General features: G+C 64.5%; 11 protein-coding genes. 5 read left to right on the plus strand and 6 right to left on the minus strand.

Going from position 1 to position 16,024, the window contains the following annotated elements:
* Nucleotides 1-12: 12 nt before the first annotated feature.
* Nucleotides 13-507 carry an LEA/WHy family protein gene (locus HW466_RS24155; RefSeq protein ID WP_059771531.1) on the minus strand — a complete coding sequence of 165 codons (495 nt, stop codon included), beginning with the start codon at nucleotides 505-507 and terminating at the stop codon, nucleotides 13-15.
* A 643-nt stretch (nucleotides 508-1,150) separates the two neighbouring features.
* On the opposite strand from HW466_RS24155, the gene HW466_RS24160 reads away from it, so the two are divergent.
* The gene (locus HW466_RS24160; protein ID WP_174905647.1) at nucleotides 1,151-3,319 is read left to right on the plus strand and encodes a M1 family metallopeptidase; all 2,169 of its coding nucleotides are present in this window, start codon (nucleotides 1,151-1,153) and stop codon (nucleotides 3,317-3,319) included.
* Between the two features lie 111 nt (nucleotides 3,320-3,430).
* Here HW466_RS24160 and HW466_RS24165 read toward each other — a convergent pair whose 3' ends face one another.
* Entirely contained in the window at nucleotides 3,431-4,459 is a 1,029-nt protein-coding gene (locus HW466_RS24165; RefSeq protein WP_059449774.1) for a transporter, read from the minus strand.
* A 206-nt stretch (nucleotides 4,460-4,665) separates the two neighbouring features.
* On the minus strand, nucleotides 4,666-5,625 hold the full coding sequence (locus tag HW466_RS24170; protein ID WP_059805313.1) for a hypothetical protein: 960 nt from the start codon (nucleotides 5,623-5,625) through the stop codon (nucleotides 4,666-4,668).
* A gap of 121 nt (nucleotides 5,626-5,746) precedes the next feature.
* On the opposite strand from HW466_RS24170, the gene HW466_RS24175 reads away from it, so the two are divergent.
* From HW466_RS24175 to HW466_RS24190, 4 genes are all read left to right on the plus strand, one after another.
* Complete coding sequence (locus HW466_RS24175; protein WP_059449776.1) at nucleotides 5,747-6,592, plus strand: M15 family metallopeptidase; 846 nt, start codon at nucleotides 5,747-5,749, stop codon at nucleotides 6,590-6,592.
* A gap of 301 nt (nucleotides 6,593-6,893) precedes the next feature.
* Nucleotides 6,894-10,853: a type VI secretion system membrane subunit TssM gene (gene tssM / locus HW466_RS24180; RefSeq protein WP_174905648.1), complete on the plus strand. Its 3,960-nt coding sequence runs from the start codon at nucleotides 6,894-6,896 to the stop codon at nucleotides 10,851-10,853.
* A complete protein-coding gene (tagF, locus tag HW466_RS24185; protein ID WP_059449778.1) occupies nucleotides 10,850-11,839 on the plus strand; it encodes a type VI secretion system-associated protein TagF in 990 nt (329 codons plus the stop codon). Before tssM ends, tagF begins: the two co-directional genes overlap by 4 nt.
* 4 nt (nucleotides 11,840-11,843) lie before the next feature.
* Nucleotides 11,844-12,785, plus strand: a complete 942-nt coding sequence (locus HW466_RS24190; protein ID WP_059449779.1) for an OmpA family protein — start codon at nucleotides 11,844-11,846, stop codon at nucleotides 12,783-12,785.
* A 162-nt stretch (nucleotides 12,786-12,947) separates the two neighbouring features.
* Here HW466_RS24190 and HW466_RS24195 read toward each other — a convergent pair whose 3' ends face one another.
* From HW466_RS24195 to HW466_RS24205, 3 genes are all read right to left on the minus strand, one after another.
* Nucleotides 12,948-13,709 (minus strand): hypothetical protein, encoded by a 762-nt coding sequence (locus HW466_RS24195; RefSeq protein WP_151004979.1) that lies wholly within the window; start codon nucleotides 13,707-13,709, stop codon nucleotides 12,948-12,950.
* Nucleotides 13,710-13,837: 128 nt separating this feature from the next.
* Entirely contained in the window at nucleotides 13,838-14,614 is a 777-nt protein-coding gene (locus tag HW466_RS24200) for a hypothetical protein (RefSeq protein WP_059449781.1), read from the minus strand.
* On the minus strand, nucleotides 14,611-16,023 hold the full coding sequence (locus HW466_RS24205; protein ID WP_060348855.1) for a hypothetical protein: 1,413 nt from the start codon (nucleotides 16,021-16,023) through the stop codon (nucleotides 14,611-14,613). Before HW466_RS24205 ends, HW466_RS24200 begins: the two co-directional genes overlap by 4 nt.
* Between the last annotated feature and the right edge of the window lies 1 nt (nucleotide 16,024).

Raw genomic sequence — 16,024 nt, forward strand, 5'->3', positions numbered from 1 at the left:
CTCAGGCATCGCCTACCCGCCCCACCCCGGCATCGCCGGCATGCGCAGCGTGCCCGCATCGCTGAAGCGCACGGTGCCGAGCACGCCGCCCGCGAGCCGGCCGCGCAGCGCGTAAGGCAGTTCGCCGTTGGCGGCCGCACCGGGCAGGTTCCACGCCTGCCGCGCGGCGGCGAACGCCGACACCGAAACCGGCACGTCGATCACGGCCTCGCCGAAGCGCGGCACGACGCCCGAGCGATCGCTGACGCCGCTCGCGAACGGCGCGCCGTTCAGTTCGAGCGCGACCGAAATGCCGTCGTATTCGATCGGCGCGTCGTTCGGGTTCTGCACGCGAAGCTTCAGGCTGAAGCGCATCTCGAGGCCCTGACCGGCCAGCGGGTCGAGCCCGGCGACGGTCACGCTCACCGGCTCGCGCGTCAGGCTCGCGCAACCGCCGAGCACGAGGACGGCGGCGAACAGCAGCAGCATGACGCGCAGCGGCGCGATACGGAACAGGGCTCGTGACATGGGCTCGCCTCCTTGCGGCAATCGATCGTCGGATCGTCGCTGCATTGTACCGAGCGCGCCACGCTCCGCCCGATTCGTAGTTTTCGCACGCCGCCGAGATCGTTAATAGATTAAAACTACGGAAACAGGCAATCGAATGGAACGCGAATTAATGCTTCCCGGTATTCAATGGCGCGCAAAAAATTCAATCTAAGGACCTTCTAATTTTTTCGTTTCCTTTACCCAAAACCATCAAGTATATTTACGCATCCTTCGAGCAGGCCGACAAACCTTCAAGCCGCATGACGGCGATTTTACGGAACGGCGACACGCCGTCCTTCCGTCCTGCGGCCTGGTGCGGCCAGCCCCGTGGGTCGTCGGTTCAAGGGAAATGCACGCCCGCGCAGGGCGGGCGGCCCCGTGTCGTGCGCGCGAAATCAATTCAGTACAACACGCGCCCGGCTATTTTGAACCGGCAAGTTAACCGACATCCGGAAACACAGAGGGGGCAGTAAACCATGATTACCTTCACGTAGTCGGCCGACCGTCTTTTCGAATAATCCGTCATTGACATTTCTCGTCGCTGTTGATTAACGGCGAGGGATTTCTTTTGCCGGCGTTTTCGCAGCACTGAACGATTCTTTCAACAATCGAGGTTTCAGTCATGTCGATCAACATTCACAAGATGCGTTACCTGCCGCTGGTCGCCGCACTCGCGCTCGCCGGGTGCGGCGGCGACGACAGCGGCGTCGGCTCGGCTTCCGCACTCAGCGCCGCCGGCGCGCCGCACTCGAGCTCGTCGCCCGCCGCCAACACGCCGCCGAGCGCGTCCAACGTCGACAAGAGCGTGTCGCCCGTCGAGCTGCCGGACACCGTGGTACCCGTCAACTACCGGTTGTGGTTCCGCCCGAACGACGCGCTGAACGCGTTCGACGGCCGCGCCGATGTCGAGATCAAGGTGCTGAAGCCGGTCAACAACATCGTGGTCGCCGGCCACCGGATCAAGTTCACGAACGGCCGCATCACGCTGCAGCCGGGCAACATCCAGCTGATCGCGACGCCGCAGGACAAGGGCGACTTCTACCAGCTGCGTCCCGTGGCCGGCACGATCGCGCCGGGCAACTATTCGCTGCACATGGAGTGGTCGGGCATCATCAACTTCAAGTCGTACGACGATCCGGCCACGCAGACGGGCGGCAGTTGCGGCGACGATCCGTATCCGGGCTGCTCGGCCGCGGAAGGCGTGTTCCGGGTCGACCTGAAGAGCACCGACGGCACGACGAGCGGCGCGATCCTCACGCAGGGCGAAACCAACCTGGCGCGCCAGTGGTTCCCGGGCTGGGACGAGCCGGCATTCCGGCCGACGTATGAAGTGACGGCCGAAGTGCCGCAGAACTGGCGCGTCGTGTCGAACGCGGCCGAGAAGCCGTCGACCAACGTCGGCGGCGGCTACAAGCTCGTGCAGTTCGAGAAGACGCCGCCGATGCCGTCGTACCTGCTGTTCTTCGGCGGCGGCATGTTCGACACCTACGAGGACGACTTCTCGAGCCCGCTGCCGGGCGGCAAGGGCGGCCTGCACCTGCGCGTGTTCACGCCGCCGGGCATGAGCGACTGGGCGAAGCCGGCGATGGACCGCACCAAGCAGGCGCTCGACTTCTACTACCGCTACACGGGCATCCCGCTGCCGCTGACGAAGTTCGACACCGTCGCCGCGAACGATGCGTTCAAGGAGCAGAAGGACCTGAACTTCGGCGGGATGGAGAACTGGGGGTCGATCCTCGAGTTCGCCGACGACATCCTGCCGCAACCCGGCCAGCCGATGTCGCGCTACGGTAACGAAGTGCTGACGCACGAAGTCGCGCACCAGTGGTTCGGCGACCTCGTCACGACCGACTGGTGGGACAACGTCTGGCTCAACGAATCGTTCGCGACGTTCTTCGAGACGAAGACGACGATCCAGTTCTTCCCCGACGAGTTCAGCTGGCTCGACCAGGTGAAGAACAAGTATCGCGTGATCAATCGCGACATCGGTCCGAACGCGTTCCCGGTCGCGCCGAACTTCAACGGCTGGGCGTCGAACGACTTCGTGCTGAGTGCGAGCGCGTTCACGTACGACAAGGGCGGCCACGTGCTGAAGACGCTCGAGAACTATCTCGGCGAGCAAACCTTGCGCAAGGGTTTGCAGCAATACCTGGTCGACTACTCGTTCGGCAACGGCACGCCGAAGCGCCTGTGGGATGCGTTGTCGAAGGCGAGCGGCCAGCCGGTCGGCCCGATCGGCGACAGCTACGTGCGCCAGACGGGCGTGCCGCTGATCTCTCTCGACACGCAGTGCGACATGACGAAGAACCAGACGATCGTCACGCTCAAACAGCAGCCGTTCCCGAACAAGAACGCGTATCCGGGCCTGCAGTGGACGGTGCCGATCACGCTCGCGTACGGCCAGGGTCTCGCCAAACGCACGACGCTCGCGCTGAAGGATACGCAGACGCAAACGCGGATCGACGGCTGCACGGGCGTGGTCGCCGACCCGAGCGGGCTCGACTATTACGTCGTGAACTACAGCGACGCCGCGTGGAGCGGCCTGCTCACGCAGATGAACGGCTCGACCGATCCGGTGCTGCTTGCGAACCTGAAGAGCGAAGCCGCGCTGCTCGTCGCGAACAACCTCGCGCCGGCTTCGCGTTCGACGTCGATCGGCTCGGTCGCATCGCCGGCCGCGATGAAGCTGCGCCAGACGCCGAGCTTCGGCGGCATCACGCCGACGGTGAAGGAACGTCCGTCGTTGCGCTACCAGGGCATGTTCAAGCCGCGCAAGACGCTGGTTCAGTAACGTCGTGGTCCGGCCGGCCGGTGCCGCGCAGTTCGCGGCGCCGGCCGGCGTTCAATCGTTCACGTCCTTCGGCAGGCCCCGGTGCGGGGCCTGTTTTTTTCGTGACCGCCGCTAGCGATCGTCGCGCCGGCGAAACGCCCACCACGCGGCGAGCGCGGTAAAGCCCGCGACCAGCAGCACCATCAGCCAGAACCCGTGCTTGTTCTCCGAGAACGGCACGCCGCCGACGTTCATCCCGAAGAAGCCCGCGACGATGTTGATCGGCAGCGCGATCACGGTCACGAGCGTCAGCGTAAACAGCGTCCGGTTGTTCTGTTCGTCGAGGCGCGAACCGATCTCTTCCTGCAACAGCTTGATCCGCTCGTTGAGCCCCGACAGGTCGGCGAGCACCAGCGAGAATTCCTCGGTGGACTCGCGCAGCTCCTGCACGTCTTCGGCATGCAGCCACGCGGGCGGCTTCGCGAGCAGTCGGAAGATCGATCCCGGCTCGGGCGCGAGCATGCGCTGCAGCCGCGTGAGCGTACGGCGCATCGCGCCCAGTTCGACGCGATTCGACGTGAGCCGTTGCGACAGAAAGCTGTCCTCGATGCGATCGACGTCGATGCTCGTGCGCCGCATGATCTGGATCAGCAGGTCGGCCTGGTCGCGCAGCAGGTGCACCAGCAGTTCGGCGGGCGAGCGGAACCGCTCGCCGTCGCGCACGCACGCGCGCAGCGTGTCGACCGAGCGCAACGGCTTGAGCCGCGCGGTGACCATGATGCGCCGCTCGACGTGGACGAACAGCGTCGCGATTTCCGACGGCGTCAGCTCGAGGTTGAACATCACGTCGTTGACGACCGCGCGCAGCGCGCCGTCCTCCTGCTCGATGCGCGTCGAGCGCGATCCTTCGTGAAGGAATTCGAAGAAGCTGTCGGGCAATCCGAGGTGCGTGCGCATCCAGCGCTCGCTCGCGCCGTGCGCGAGATTGAAGTGCAGCCAGACGAAATCGTCCGAGGCTGCCGCATCGTGCTCGCGGCACGTGCGCAGCCATGCGGCGGCCGCGTCGGCATCGAGCATCGCGCCCGATCCGCCCGGAACGAAGCGGAATCCGCACACCATGCCGGACGTATCGGCGCCGTAAGTCTGTACGATCAGGTCCATCGTGTCGAAGGTCGTGCGGCGCGCACCGCGTCGCGCATCGCGCGTCGCGGCGCCACGCCGGGGAATGAAAGGAAACGTATGCCCGACGCATGTGACGATCTCGTGACGCCGTCACATGCGCCCGCCCCGCGTCGGCCGGCCCCAAAAAGCAATGCGCCGCCCAGCGGGCGGCGCATGTGCGACGAGCAGGCCGGCGTGCCGCGCGGCTACTGCCGGGTCTCCGACTGCGCGGCGCTCGGGCACGCCGGATCCTTGCCCCAGTGGCCGTCGCAGACACGCCAGCGGCACAGCTGATCCTCGAAGAAGCCGCGCTCCGAGCATTCCTTCACGCGCGCCGCAAGCGAACCGCCTGTCGTGGCAGCCGCCTTGGTCGGCACGACCTGCGCCTTCTGCGCGGCGAGCTTCTTGTCGGCCGGCTTCGTGCGCGCGACGAGCGCGGCGAGCAGGTCCGCGTCCGGATCGTCCTTCCCGGCAGGCTTCGCACTCGCGGTACGGGTCGTCGCGTCGCGACGCTTCTTCGCCTGCGCGAGTTCCGCCTGCTGTTCCTTGTGATGCTTGCGGGCCTCCGCCTTCGCGTCGGCCTTCGCATCGGCCTTGCTGCGCGCGGCGACCTTGCCGCCCTGCGCGGCGTCGGCCTTCGCGGATTTCGTCGTCGCCGCGGCGGCGGCCGTCGCGGCGGCCGCGCCGGCCGTGGCTGCACCCGACGCATCGTCCGCACCGTTCGCGAGCGCGCGCGACAAGCGGCTGTTGTCCGCGCCCGACGCAGCCGATGCGGACGCAACGGTCTGGGACGCCGCATCGTCATTGACGATCGTGGCCGGTTGCGCGGCCGGAGCGGCCGACGCGGCGTTCTGCGCGACCTGCACGGCGGCGGCGCTGGCGGCGTCCGCCTTCGCTGCCTGCGCGGGGGCGGCAGCCACGACGGCCTGCTCGCCCGAATGCTGCTGCCAGCGCCATGCCCCCCAGCCGCCGACGGCGACCACGAGCGCGACGACGGCCGCGATCGGCGCCTTCAGCGAACGGCGTGGCGCTTCGGCCGGCGGCGTGACACGTCCTTCCAGATTCGCGAGAATGCGCGACTGTTGCGCTCCGCCCTCGCCTGCCGGCTTGGTATCGGACAGCAGGCTCGGCGGGGTTTTCGAATTTGAATTTTCCGGCGCACTCATTCAGCGTCTCATTGAATCCTGGTTTAATTCACCGCGATAATATAGCCCGGCCTCTCAAAGCAGCCTGATTCTAAGAGCAAGCATTGCAAAACACAATCAATTCCAATTTCCGGGGATTTCGTTGATTGCCGTCGCACTCGTCGTCTATTTCGCCCTCGCCGTCGCGGTTGCGGCACTGTTGCTTTTACCGGGTATCCGGGCGACGGTTTTCGAATCCGTCGCCCAGTTTCACGGCCGCCTGACGCGCCGTGCGAGCGATCGCGCCGCACGCACGCGAAGTCAAATTGTTAAATCGGCAAGCGTTACGCGCGGCGCATTAAGCGATGTGCAAAATTTACTGATTCGGCGGCGCTTGATGATTATGGTATCGGCAGGTATTCTTGCGACGCCGCCATTGGTGGCCATTGCGTTACGCGGTCGGCAATTGTTTCAGTACGACGACACGGCGCGCGTGCCGGACGAGAAGATCGCCGCGCTGTTGCAGGGCGAACAACTCGTGCCGCCCCCGCCGTTGCCGCCGGAAGTCTTTGCCACGAAGGAAGTCGAACAGGTGCGGCCGGCACTGAAGGATGCGAGCCGCGACTGGAATCTGCTGGATCCCGATTTCCGCACGCGTTTGCTGCTGGTCTACAAGATCATGCACGAACAATATGGTTACGAAATGGCGCTGCTGGAAGGTTATCGGAGCCCGGAACGTCAGAACCGGCTCGCGCAAATGGGCACCAACGTGACCAATGCGGCGGCCTTCCAGAGTTATCACCAGTTCGGGCTCGCGGCCGACAACGCATTTCTGCGCGATGGCAAGCTGGTCATTTCCGAGAAAGATCCCTGGGCGATGCGCGGCTACCAGTTGTACGGACAGGTTGCCGAGCAGGTCGGCCTGACCTGGGGAGGCCGATGGAAAATGATGGACCTCGGACACGTGGAATACCATAAACCCGGTTTTAAACTGGGACGCGGCAGCTAGTCAGGGCTGCCGGACAAGAAATAATGAGGGCGGCATGGGGCTTTTTAATCACCCGGCAGGAAACGATTTGGGCGGCGCAATCGATCGGGCATTCCGTTGCGCGATTTTTTCAGGCCGCCGCTTCCGTTTAAATTCTCACAGCGTCCTTTCATTATTGCGCGCGCCTTCTCCGATGCCGCGGGCGCACTGATGCCAGCCCCCTTCATCCCGTTTGACAGCATGGCGACACATCGCGGCGCCACGCTTGCCGCTCGGCGCGCCTGCGTCGCCTCACCGAATCGCACCGGAACCTGAACGTCCTATGCAACGCATCCTCAACGTGCTGACTCATCCGCGTACGCTCTCGATCGTCGGGATCGTCGCGCTAGCGGCGATTCTCTTCATCGTCGCCGACATGCTGCAGCTGCCGCTCCTGTGGGCGGCAGTCGCCTTCGCGGCGATCCTCGTGCTGTGGCTCGGCGTCGCGCTGGTGCGCCGCTGGCGCGTGAAGCGCGCGAACCAGCAGCTCGGCCAGGTGCTCGAAGAGCAGGCGGAAACCGGCAAGATCGCCGCGCCGGCCGCGGCCGCGCTGGCCCCCGACACGAAGACCGCCGACCTCGACGTGCTGCGCACGCGCCTGTCCGACGCGGTCAAGACGATCAAGACGTCGAAGATCGGGCAGGTGTCGGGCGGCTCCGCGCTGTACGAGCTGCCGTGGTACATCGTGATCGGCAACCCGGCCGCTGGCAAGAGCAGCGCGGTGCTGAACTCCGGCCTGCAGTTTCCGTTCGCGGACAAGAACAGCGCCGTGATCCACGGCATCGGCGGCACGCGCAACTGCGACTGGTTCTTCACGACCGAAGGGATCCTGCTCGACACCGCGGGCCGATACTCGGTGCACGAGGAAGACCGCAGCGAATGGCTCGGCTTTCTCGGCCTGCTGAAGCGCTACCGCCCGAAGGCGCCGATCAACGGCATCATCGTGACCGCGAGCATCGCCGAACTCACCGGCAACCGCCCCGAATTCGCGATCAACCTCGCGAAAAACCTCCGCCAGCGCGTTCAGGAGCTGACGGAAAAGCTCGAGGTGTTCGCGCCGGTCTACGTGATGTTCACGAAGGCCGACCTGATCACCGGCTTCACCGAATTCTTCAGCAGCAGCGACAAGCACGAATACGACCGCGTGTGGGGCGCCACCCTGCCCTACGAGCCCGACGACAAGCGCGACGTCGTCGCGCAGTTCGACACGCACTTCGAGGAGCTGTACGAAGGGCTGAAGGAAATCAGCGTCGCGCAGCTGTCGCTGTCGCGCGGCAACCAGCTGTCGCCGGGCCAACTGAGCTTCCCGCTCGAATTCTCGACGATCAAGCCGTCGCTGCGCGCGTTCCTCGCGACGCTGTTCGAGAACAACCCGTTCCAGTACAAGCCGATCTTCCGCGGCTTCTACTTCACCAGCGCGCTGCAGGAAGGCGAAACCAACAGCGCCGCCGCGCAACGCATCGCGCAGCGCTTCGGCCTCGACGCGACCGCGCTGCCGAAGCCGCACAGCGCGTTCTCGAAGAACGGCTTCTTCCTGCGCGACCTGTTCTCCAAGGTGATCTTCGCGGACCGCCAGACCGTGCGCCAGTTCGCGAGCCCGACCAAGACGCGGTTGCGCTACGCGACCTTCTTCGGCTTCGTCGCGGCGCTCGCGCTCGCGCTCGGCGGCTGGACCTGGTCGACGATCGGCAACCAGCAGCTCGTCGCGAACGTGCAGGCCGACCTCGACAACGTCACGCGCCTGCAGCAGGGCCGCAACGATCTGCAGTCGCGCCTGCAGGCGATGGACATCCTCGAGGACCGCATCGAGCAGCTCGAACAGTTCCGCCGCGACAAGCCGATGTCGGTGTCGCTCGGCCTGTACCAGGGCGACCGGCTCGAACAGCACCTGCTGACCGAGTACTACAACGGCGTGCGCCAGATCCTGCTGGCGCCGGTCTCGCAGAACCTCGCGTCGTTCATGAAGGACGTGAACGCGCATCCCGAACAGCTCGTGCCGATGACGCGCCCGCCCGAATCGGGCGCCGTGCAGGGCGGCGCGATTCCCGTGTCGACGAACCCGTCGGGCGCCACGCCGCTCGCCGGCGCCGCCCAAGGCGCATCCGCCGCGCCGGCCGCCGCGCCGCAGCAGCCGGCGGCACCGCAGGGCGGGCTGTACAGCGACGCATCGCCGACCAACGTGCAGGACGCGTACAACGCGCTGAAGACCTACCTGATGCTGTCCGACAAGCGTCACGTCGAACAGGCGCACCTGACCGACCAGCTGGCCCGCTTCTGGCGCGGCTGGCTCGAGACGAATCGCGGCAACATGCCGCGCGACGAGATGATCAAGAGCGCCGAGCGCATGATCTCGTTCTACCTCGCGCGCGTGAACGATGACGACTGGCCGATGATCGACGCGAACCTCGCGCTCGTCGACCAGACCCGCGAGAACCTGCGCCGCGTCGTGCGCGGCATGCCGGCTCGTCAGCGCGTCTACGAAGAAATCAAGGCGCGCGCGTCGACCCGCTTCGCGCCGATGACCATCGCTCGCATCGTCGGCGACGGCAACCAGGGGCTGGTCGCCGGCAGCTATGCGATTCCGGGCACCTTCACGCGCGAAGCGTGGTTCGACTACGTGCAGCCGGCGATCCGCGACGCGGCGACCAAGGAGCTGCAGGCGAAGGACTGGGTGCTCAACACCTCGACGCAGGACGACCTGACGCTGGAAGGCAGCCCCGAACAGATCCAGAAGACGCTCGTCGGGATGTACAAGACCGAGTACGCGCAGCACTGGCAGAAGTTCATGCAGGGCATCGCGGTGCAGGGCTTCACGAGTTTCGGGCAGGCCGTCGACGGGATGAACCGCCTGGGCGACCCGCAGGATTCGCCGATCCGCAAGATTCTCGAGACCGCGTACGACCAGACCTCGTGGGACAACCCGTCGCTGGCGAATGTCACGATCAAGAAGGCGCAGACCGGCGTCGTGAACTGGGTCAAGCAACTGTTCACGCGCTCGCAGGCCGGCCAGATGGCGGCGGCGAACATCGACATCAACGGCAATCCGGCCGAGGTGCCGATGGGTCCGATCGGCCAGGAGTTCATTGGGCTCGCGCGGATCGTCGCGACGCACGACGGCACGTCGATGCTCAAGGGCTACATGGATTCGCTGTCGAAGGTCCGCACGCGCTTCAACGTGATCAAGAACCAGGGCGACCCCGGCCCCGGCGCGCGCCAGCTGATGCAGCAGACGCTCGATGGCAACGGCTCGGAACTGGCCGATTCGCTGAAGTTCGTCGACGAGCAGATGCTGACCGGCCTGACCGACTCGCAACGCAAGTCGCTGCGCCCGCTGCTGGTGCGTCCGCTGATGCAGGCGTTCTCGGTGGTGATCCAGCCGGCCAGCGCCGAAGTCAACAAGGTGTGGAACGCGCAGGTCTACCAGCCGTTCCAGAACTCGCTCGCGACCAAGTATCCGTTCGCGGCGAACGCGAAGGTCGAGGCCGGCGCCGGTGAAATCGCGCAGGTGTTCGGGCCGGACGGCGCGATCGCGAAGTTCGTCGGCACGACGCTGGGGCCGCTCGCGGTGCGCCGCGGCGACACGCTCGCGGCCCGCACGTGGGGCGACATGGGCATCGGCCTCACGCCGGACTTCACGAACGGCTTCGCGCGCTGGGTCGCGCCGCTTTCCGGCGGCGCCGCAGGCGGCGCGGCCGCCGCGGCCGAACCGCAGACCGTGTTCCAGATCCTGCCGCAGCCGAGCACGGGCACGACGGAATACACGATCGCGATCGACGGGCAGCAGCTGCGCTACCGCAACACGCCGCCGCAGTGGACCAACTTCGTGTGGCCGAACCCGCAAGGGTCGCCGGGCGCGACGCTGTCCGCGACGACCTTCGACGGCCGCACCGTGCAGCTCGTCAACGAGCCCGGCCGCTACGGTCTCGAGAAGCTGATCAACTCGGCGCAGCGCAAGCGCCGCCCGGACGGCACCTTCGACCTCACGTGGGCGCAAGGCAGCGTCAACGTGTCGGTGACGATGCGCATCATCAGCACGTCGCAGCCGACCAGCGGCGGCGGCGACCAGCCGCAGCAGCAAAGCCTGCGCGGCCTGCAGCTGCCGTCGTCGGTTGCCGACGCGAGCGCGGGCGCCGCGCAGAACGCGACGCAGGCCGCCAACGGCGCGCCGGCCGCGGCACCGGCACCGGCACCGGCACCGGCCGTCGCGGCCGCCGCCGCAACGAATGCACAGGGGGCGCAATGACGCAAACCGTTCAGGCGCAGATCGCCTACTTCGGCAAGATTCCGTCGCGCGGCGACTTCGTGAAGAGCCCGCACAACCCGCAGCTGCTGCAGACGCTCGATCGCTGGATCGCGCAGGCGCTCGAGCTGCTCGCGGAGGATCCGCGCTGGAAGATCGTCTACGAGGATGCGAAGCCGATGCATTTCGCGTTCCTCGGCTCGCGCAGCAAGCTCGCGATCGCGGGCCACATGGTCGCGAGCCACGACGTGTCGATGCGCCGCTTCCCGTTCCTCGGCGCGACCGCGCTCGAGGTCGACCGGCCGCTCGCATTCCTCGCGCGCAGCCCGCTCGCGTTCGCGCGGCTGTGGTCGCGCGTGGCCGCGCAGATGCCGCCGCTGCTCGCGAAGGAGGAGCCGCCCGGCGCGCTGCAGGCGCTCGGCGACACGCAGGTGCCGATCGACATCGGCGGCCCGGGCACGTCGCATGACGGCACCTTCAACGACTTCGTCGAACACCAGTCGCTGTACGGCCTTCAGCAGATGCTGCTCGAAAGCGGCCATCCGGTCCGGCTGCGCGGCGCGATGCTCGCGCTCGGCTCGCTGTTGCGGCCCGTGATGCAAAGCGGCTCGTCGCACATCGAGCGCGGCCTGACGCTGCCGCTGCCGGTCGACCCGTTCTATCGCAGCCTCGTCGCCGCGTTCTGGCTCGAGCTGATCGCGCCGTTCGTCGCGCAGGCCGACTTCGAGCTCGCGATCTTCATCGGCACGATCGCCGAGCGCGAACGGCTGATCATCGGCTTCAACGGCGCGTCGTCGAAGACGCTGCTGAGCGTCGTCGACCCGCAAACCTACGCCGCCCACAACATCGACATCGACGATCCCGAATGGATCGACGCCCATGCGCAAAACGATCAACGGATCAGCAAGCTCGTCAGCTATCTCGACCAACCGCAACTCTCGCTGCGCGTCGCCATCGACGCGTTCCGCGAAGCGTTCATCGGAGGCTGACCGGATGCAACGCACGACTCACGCCCGCCTGTCGCCCTTCGTCGTCGCCCTCGCGACCGCCGGCCTCGTCGCCAGCGGCGCGGCCTGCGCGCAGAACACCGGCGGCGCGACCGTCACGCCCGTCGGCAACGGCACCGTCGCAGCCGCCGCCCTGCCCGCCACGCCGAACGCCGGCGCCGCACCGGGCACGGCGTCCGGCACGGTGGTGCACGGCACCGCCGGCACGATCACGCCGCCGCCCGCGAACGCGACGCCCGGCCAGGTGGTGGTCGGCGGCAAGGTGCCCGACGAGGCAACCAAGGCCGCCGTGCTGCAAAAGCTGCGCGACACCTACGGCGCCGCGAACGTGGTCGACCAGATCGAGGTCGGCGACGTCGCGACGCCGCCGAACTGGAGCGCGAACGTGCAGAAGCTGCTCGGCGCGCAGCTCAAGCAGATCAGCAAGGGCCAGCTGAAGATCAACGGCACGCAGATCGAGATGAAGGGCGAGGTGCACAACGAGGCGCAGCGCCAGCAGCTCGCGAGCGACATGGCGAACACGCTGAATCCGACCTATACGATCAAGAACGGGCTGCGCGTGTCGGCGTCCGAGCAGGGGCTGCTCGACCAGACGCTGGCCAATCGCACGATCGAGTTCGAGACGGGCAGCGCGACGCTCACGCCGCAAGGCAAGCAGATTCTCGACCAGATGGCGGCCGCGCTGTCGAAGATGCAGAACCGCACGGTCGACATCATCGGCCACACCGACAACTCGGGAAACCGGACGTCGAACATCGCGCTGAGCCAGGCGCGCGCGGATGCGGTGAAGGGTTATCTGATCACGAAGAGCATCCCGCCGCAGCAGATGACGACGACAGGGGTCGGGCCGGATCAGCCGATCGCGCCGAACGATACGGCGGAGGGGCGGGCGAGGAATCGAAGGATCGAGTTCAGGGTGGGGCAGTGACCGAAGTGGCGACCCGTGTACACGGGTCGCCGGCCGATTCCGGCACGAAGCAAGAAGCGATCTGACTTTCTGGCGGCAAGGGCTGCCAGATTGTGGCCTACGTCGCTCGTTGCAGATGATACGTTCGACATCGCGCGACATTCGCCCGCAGGAAAATGCGGCCTATTCGGCCACCAGCACACGCTTGCCGCACTGGTTCTCGATTCGCTTGGGCAAGGCGATCATCAATACGTAATTGCGTATGAACAAGCTGACGAACAGCAATGCCAGCGGCATGCTCATTACGGCCAAAAACGGCAGCACGCCGTTTGCCCCGAAACCCGACGAAAGCAGGCGACCCAGTATCAGGTAAAGCGGCGCCAGCCCGAACACGATATGTCGGCCGAATTTCGGGATGGCGGAAGGCTCCTTGTGATGCCGCTCGAACTCCGTCACTCCACGCTGGACGTCATAAACGACGAACTCGCCGCGATCGTCGAATACGTTGCCGACAAAGGGCGTTGCCTCGACCGTATGACACACGCTTCGGTACGCCATTGCCGCCCAGAAAATGTTCAGCACGATGCCGCCGATCAATCCCGGCCAACGCGCCAACGCCGGCATGGGCGCAAATATGAAGAAGCAGAAGTATCCGAATATGCCGAAAAAGTAGTACGTCGCGAACGTGCCCAGCGACATAACCAGTCCGTAGGCGAACAACTCGTTCGTGCCGCGGTACCTCAAATGGATGCGCAGGAGTCCCGTACAGCAACCCAATGCAACCAGAACGCCGATCCTCCACGGCCAGGTCGATATCGACAATTCGTCCGTATAGGCTGCGTACGATATCCCTGCGCCCACCAAGGGCAACGCCATGCACAGCGGCACGGCTTTCCGCACCATCGCCAGTACGTGATCAGGCCGGAGCCGATCAACACCGCTCATACATAAGCGCCGACATCGCTGATGTGTCACCCGCGTTCGTATCACATGGTTTGACGTGCTGTTGTTGCATCAGTTAAGGGCCCGCGTTCGTTCCGTCGCGCTGACGGAAGTCACCGGCCCGATCCCCACTAGAACGATGCGTCAGGCGCCATCACCACCGGCTTCCGGTATTTTCGCTCCATCGCATTCGGCAACTGGATCATCGTCACTCCGACCCTGATCATGACGCCGATCAACCAGAGCGATGCAGGGAATGTGATGGCCGCGACAAAGAACAGCACGCCCCCTGTCCCAAAGTACATCGACAGCAGTCGGCTGAGTACCAGAAAGAATGGCGCAAGCGCCATGACGATCCAGGAATGCCATTTGACGAACGGACTGCGTTCGGCGTAGGTGGCGTCCAGAATCTCGAAGAAGTCGTTCCGGCAGACGATCGCACCGTCAAGGACGTCGAAAGCCTTGCCCTCGAAATCCGACTGCTCGATATGGCGCGTCAGCGCGACGTAGGAAAACACCAGCCAGTAGACGCTGAGCCCGCCACCGATCACCAACCCGGCGATCCGGGCAAGAACCGGCATCGGGGCGAAAATGAAGTAGTAAAAGTAAAAGGCGATGCCGATCAACGCATAGGCCGACAGCAAGCTGATCAATCGGAGGCATCCATAGACGATGAATTTCTTCGTGCCCCGGCACACGAGCCAGCAAATCACCGGCGTCGCCACGCATGCCACGGCAATCGCAACACTGATTTGGCCGGGCAGGCTGGAAACGCCGTAATCGAATTTGTAGGCGGTAAACGCGAGTGCAACCGCCAACGCGTTGAGCAGAATCCCGATCCAGACAGCCTGGGCGACGGCCGGTGACAGCGATTTATCCGCGCCGTGAGCGACGGCCTCGTTCCTCATGGCAGGGCTCCAAACATCGGCGAGTAGGGGTTGTAATCCTTGGGCATGTACTTTTCGTAGCTTTCCCCGATCTCACGCAATTTGTTCGCCACCCACTTGGTAAATTCCACTTTCTTGTCTACGTAATTGACGATGTATCCGACGGCAACAGCAACGCCAATCGCGACAGCGACCGTAAGCGCCACCGGCACCGCCGCAATTGCGGCCGCCGACGCAATCGCCCCCACCACCAACGACGTCAAAGCCGCCGTGAGTCCTGCGACAACCAGATCAATTCCAATCTTTGCAAAGAGATCGCACAAGTCCTTTCGAGGTTTTCCCGAAGCATCGACCTGCTTGTAGTCGTGATACCACTCCGCGAAGTCCAGCGCGATCGTCAATACAAGTGTAATAACGCCAGCCTTGGTCGTCATCGAGCCCTTGGCACTGCGCCAGGCAGCCTGCGCCATCGATTTCGCCGTCCCGGCACCTCCGGTGATCGCCAGAATCTTCGTATTCTTCACGCTATACTTGGCGGCGGATATTTCTGTTCGGGATCCTATAGTTCCCTTAAATACTACATACCACTTTGGCCCGGCATTTCGGTGAACGATCTTGATTAACTTGAATTTACTCTTCATTAGCTCCCGGATCCATGGCAAATTGTCTCCGACGTATCCAAAAAAACCGGCGACTTGACCGATAATCCAGTTGCGAGTCGCGACGTGGGCCGTATCGATCGCGGTCTCGTCAGCGCCGCCATTTTCCAGCGCCGCGATCAGATCCTTTGGTATCGTCTTCACGTCGACTTCGAATATGTGCATTACTTGCGACGTTTCCACTTGAGCTGTGGGGGCGGCCAGTGGTAGCAACATTCTGCAGCTGTACTCATCGTCGATCGTGGTCATGCCTGACGAAAGTCCGGAAAGACCGAGTTGCCAATTAGGACGATAGGTTGCCTGGCCGACTGCGGCAGTCGACGAGCCGGAAGGGTATTGCAAGAAATTCGCGATTTTGGGCGTGCCGCTCACTCCCGATTGTCCGCCGTAGACGAGAGTAATGGGTTCCGGTTTGGTTTTAGGATCGGAACCGTGGTTGTCGGTGTTCAACAGGAGCATCGAATAGCGCTGAAGCTCCACCCCGTCCTTCTTAAGCACGAGAAACCCCTTGAAATCACGACCGATCCAGATGTGATACCGTTCCCCGTCCTGAAATTTCCCGGTCTTGACTCGTCGCTTCGCATTGGTGTCGTAAAACCAATCCTCGGTAGCCTCGACCGTGTAGTTGTTGCCCTTGTGCAAATGCACCTCAAATACCACGTCCCGATGTTTTCGCAACAGGACCGTGATATCTGTCTCAGCCCAGCAACTGACCGGCTCCCCCGGCAGATCGATACAAACCTGATGTTGAACGAGCGCCTTGCCACCCATT

Origin of the sequence: Burkholderia territorii, from assembly GCF_902833055.1 — a bacterium.
Taxonomy (GTDB): Bacteria; Pseudomonadota; Gammaproteobacteria; order Burkholderiales; family Burkholderiaceae; genus Burkholderia; species Burkholderia territorii.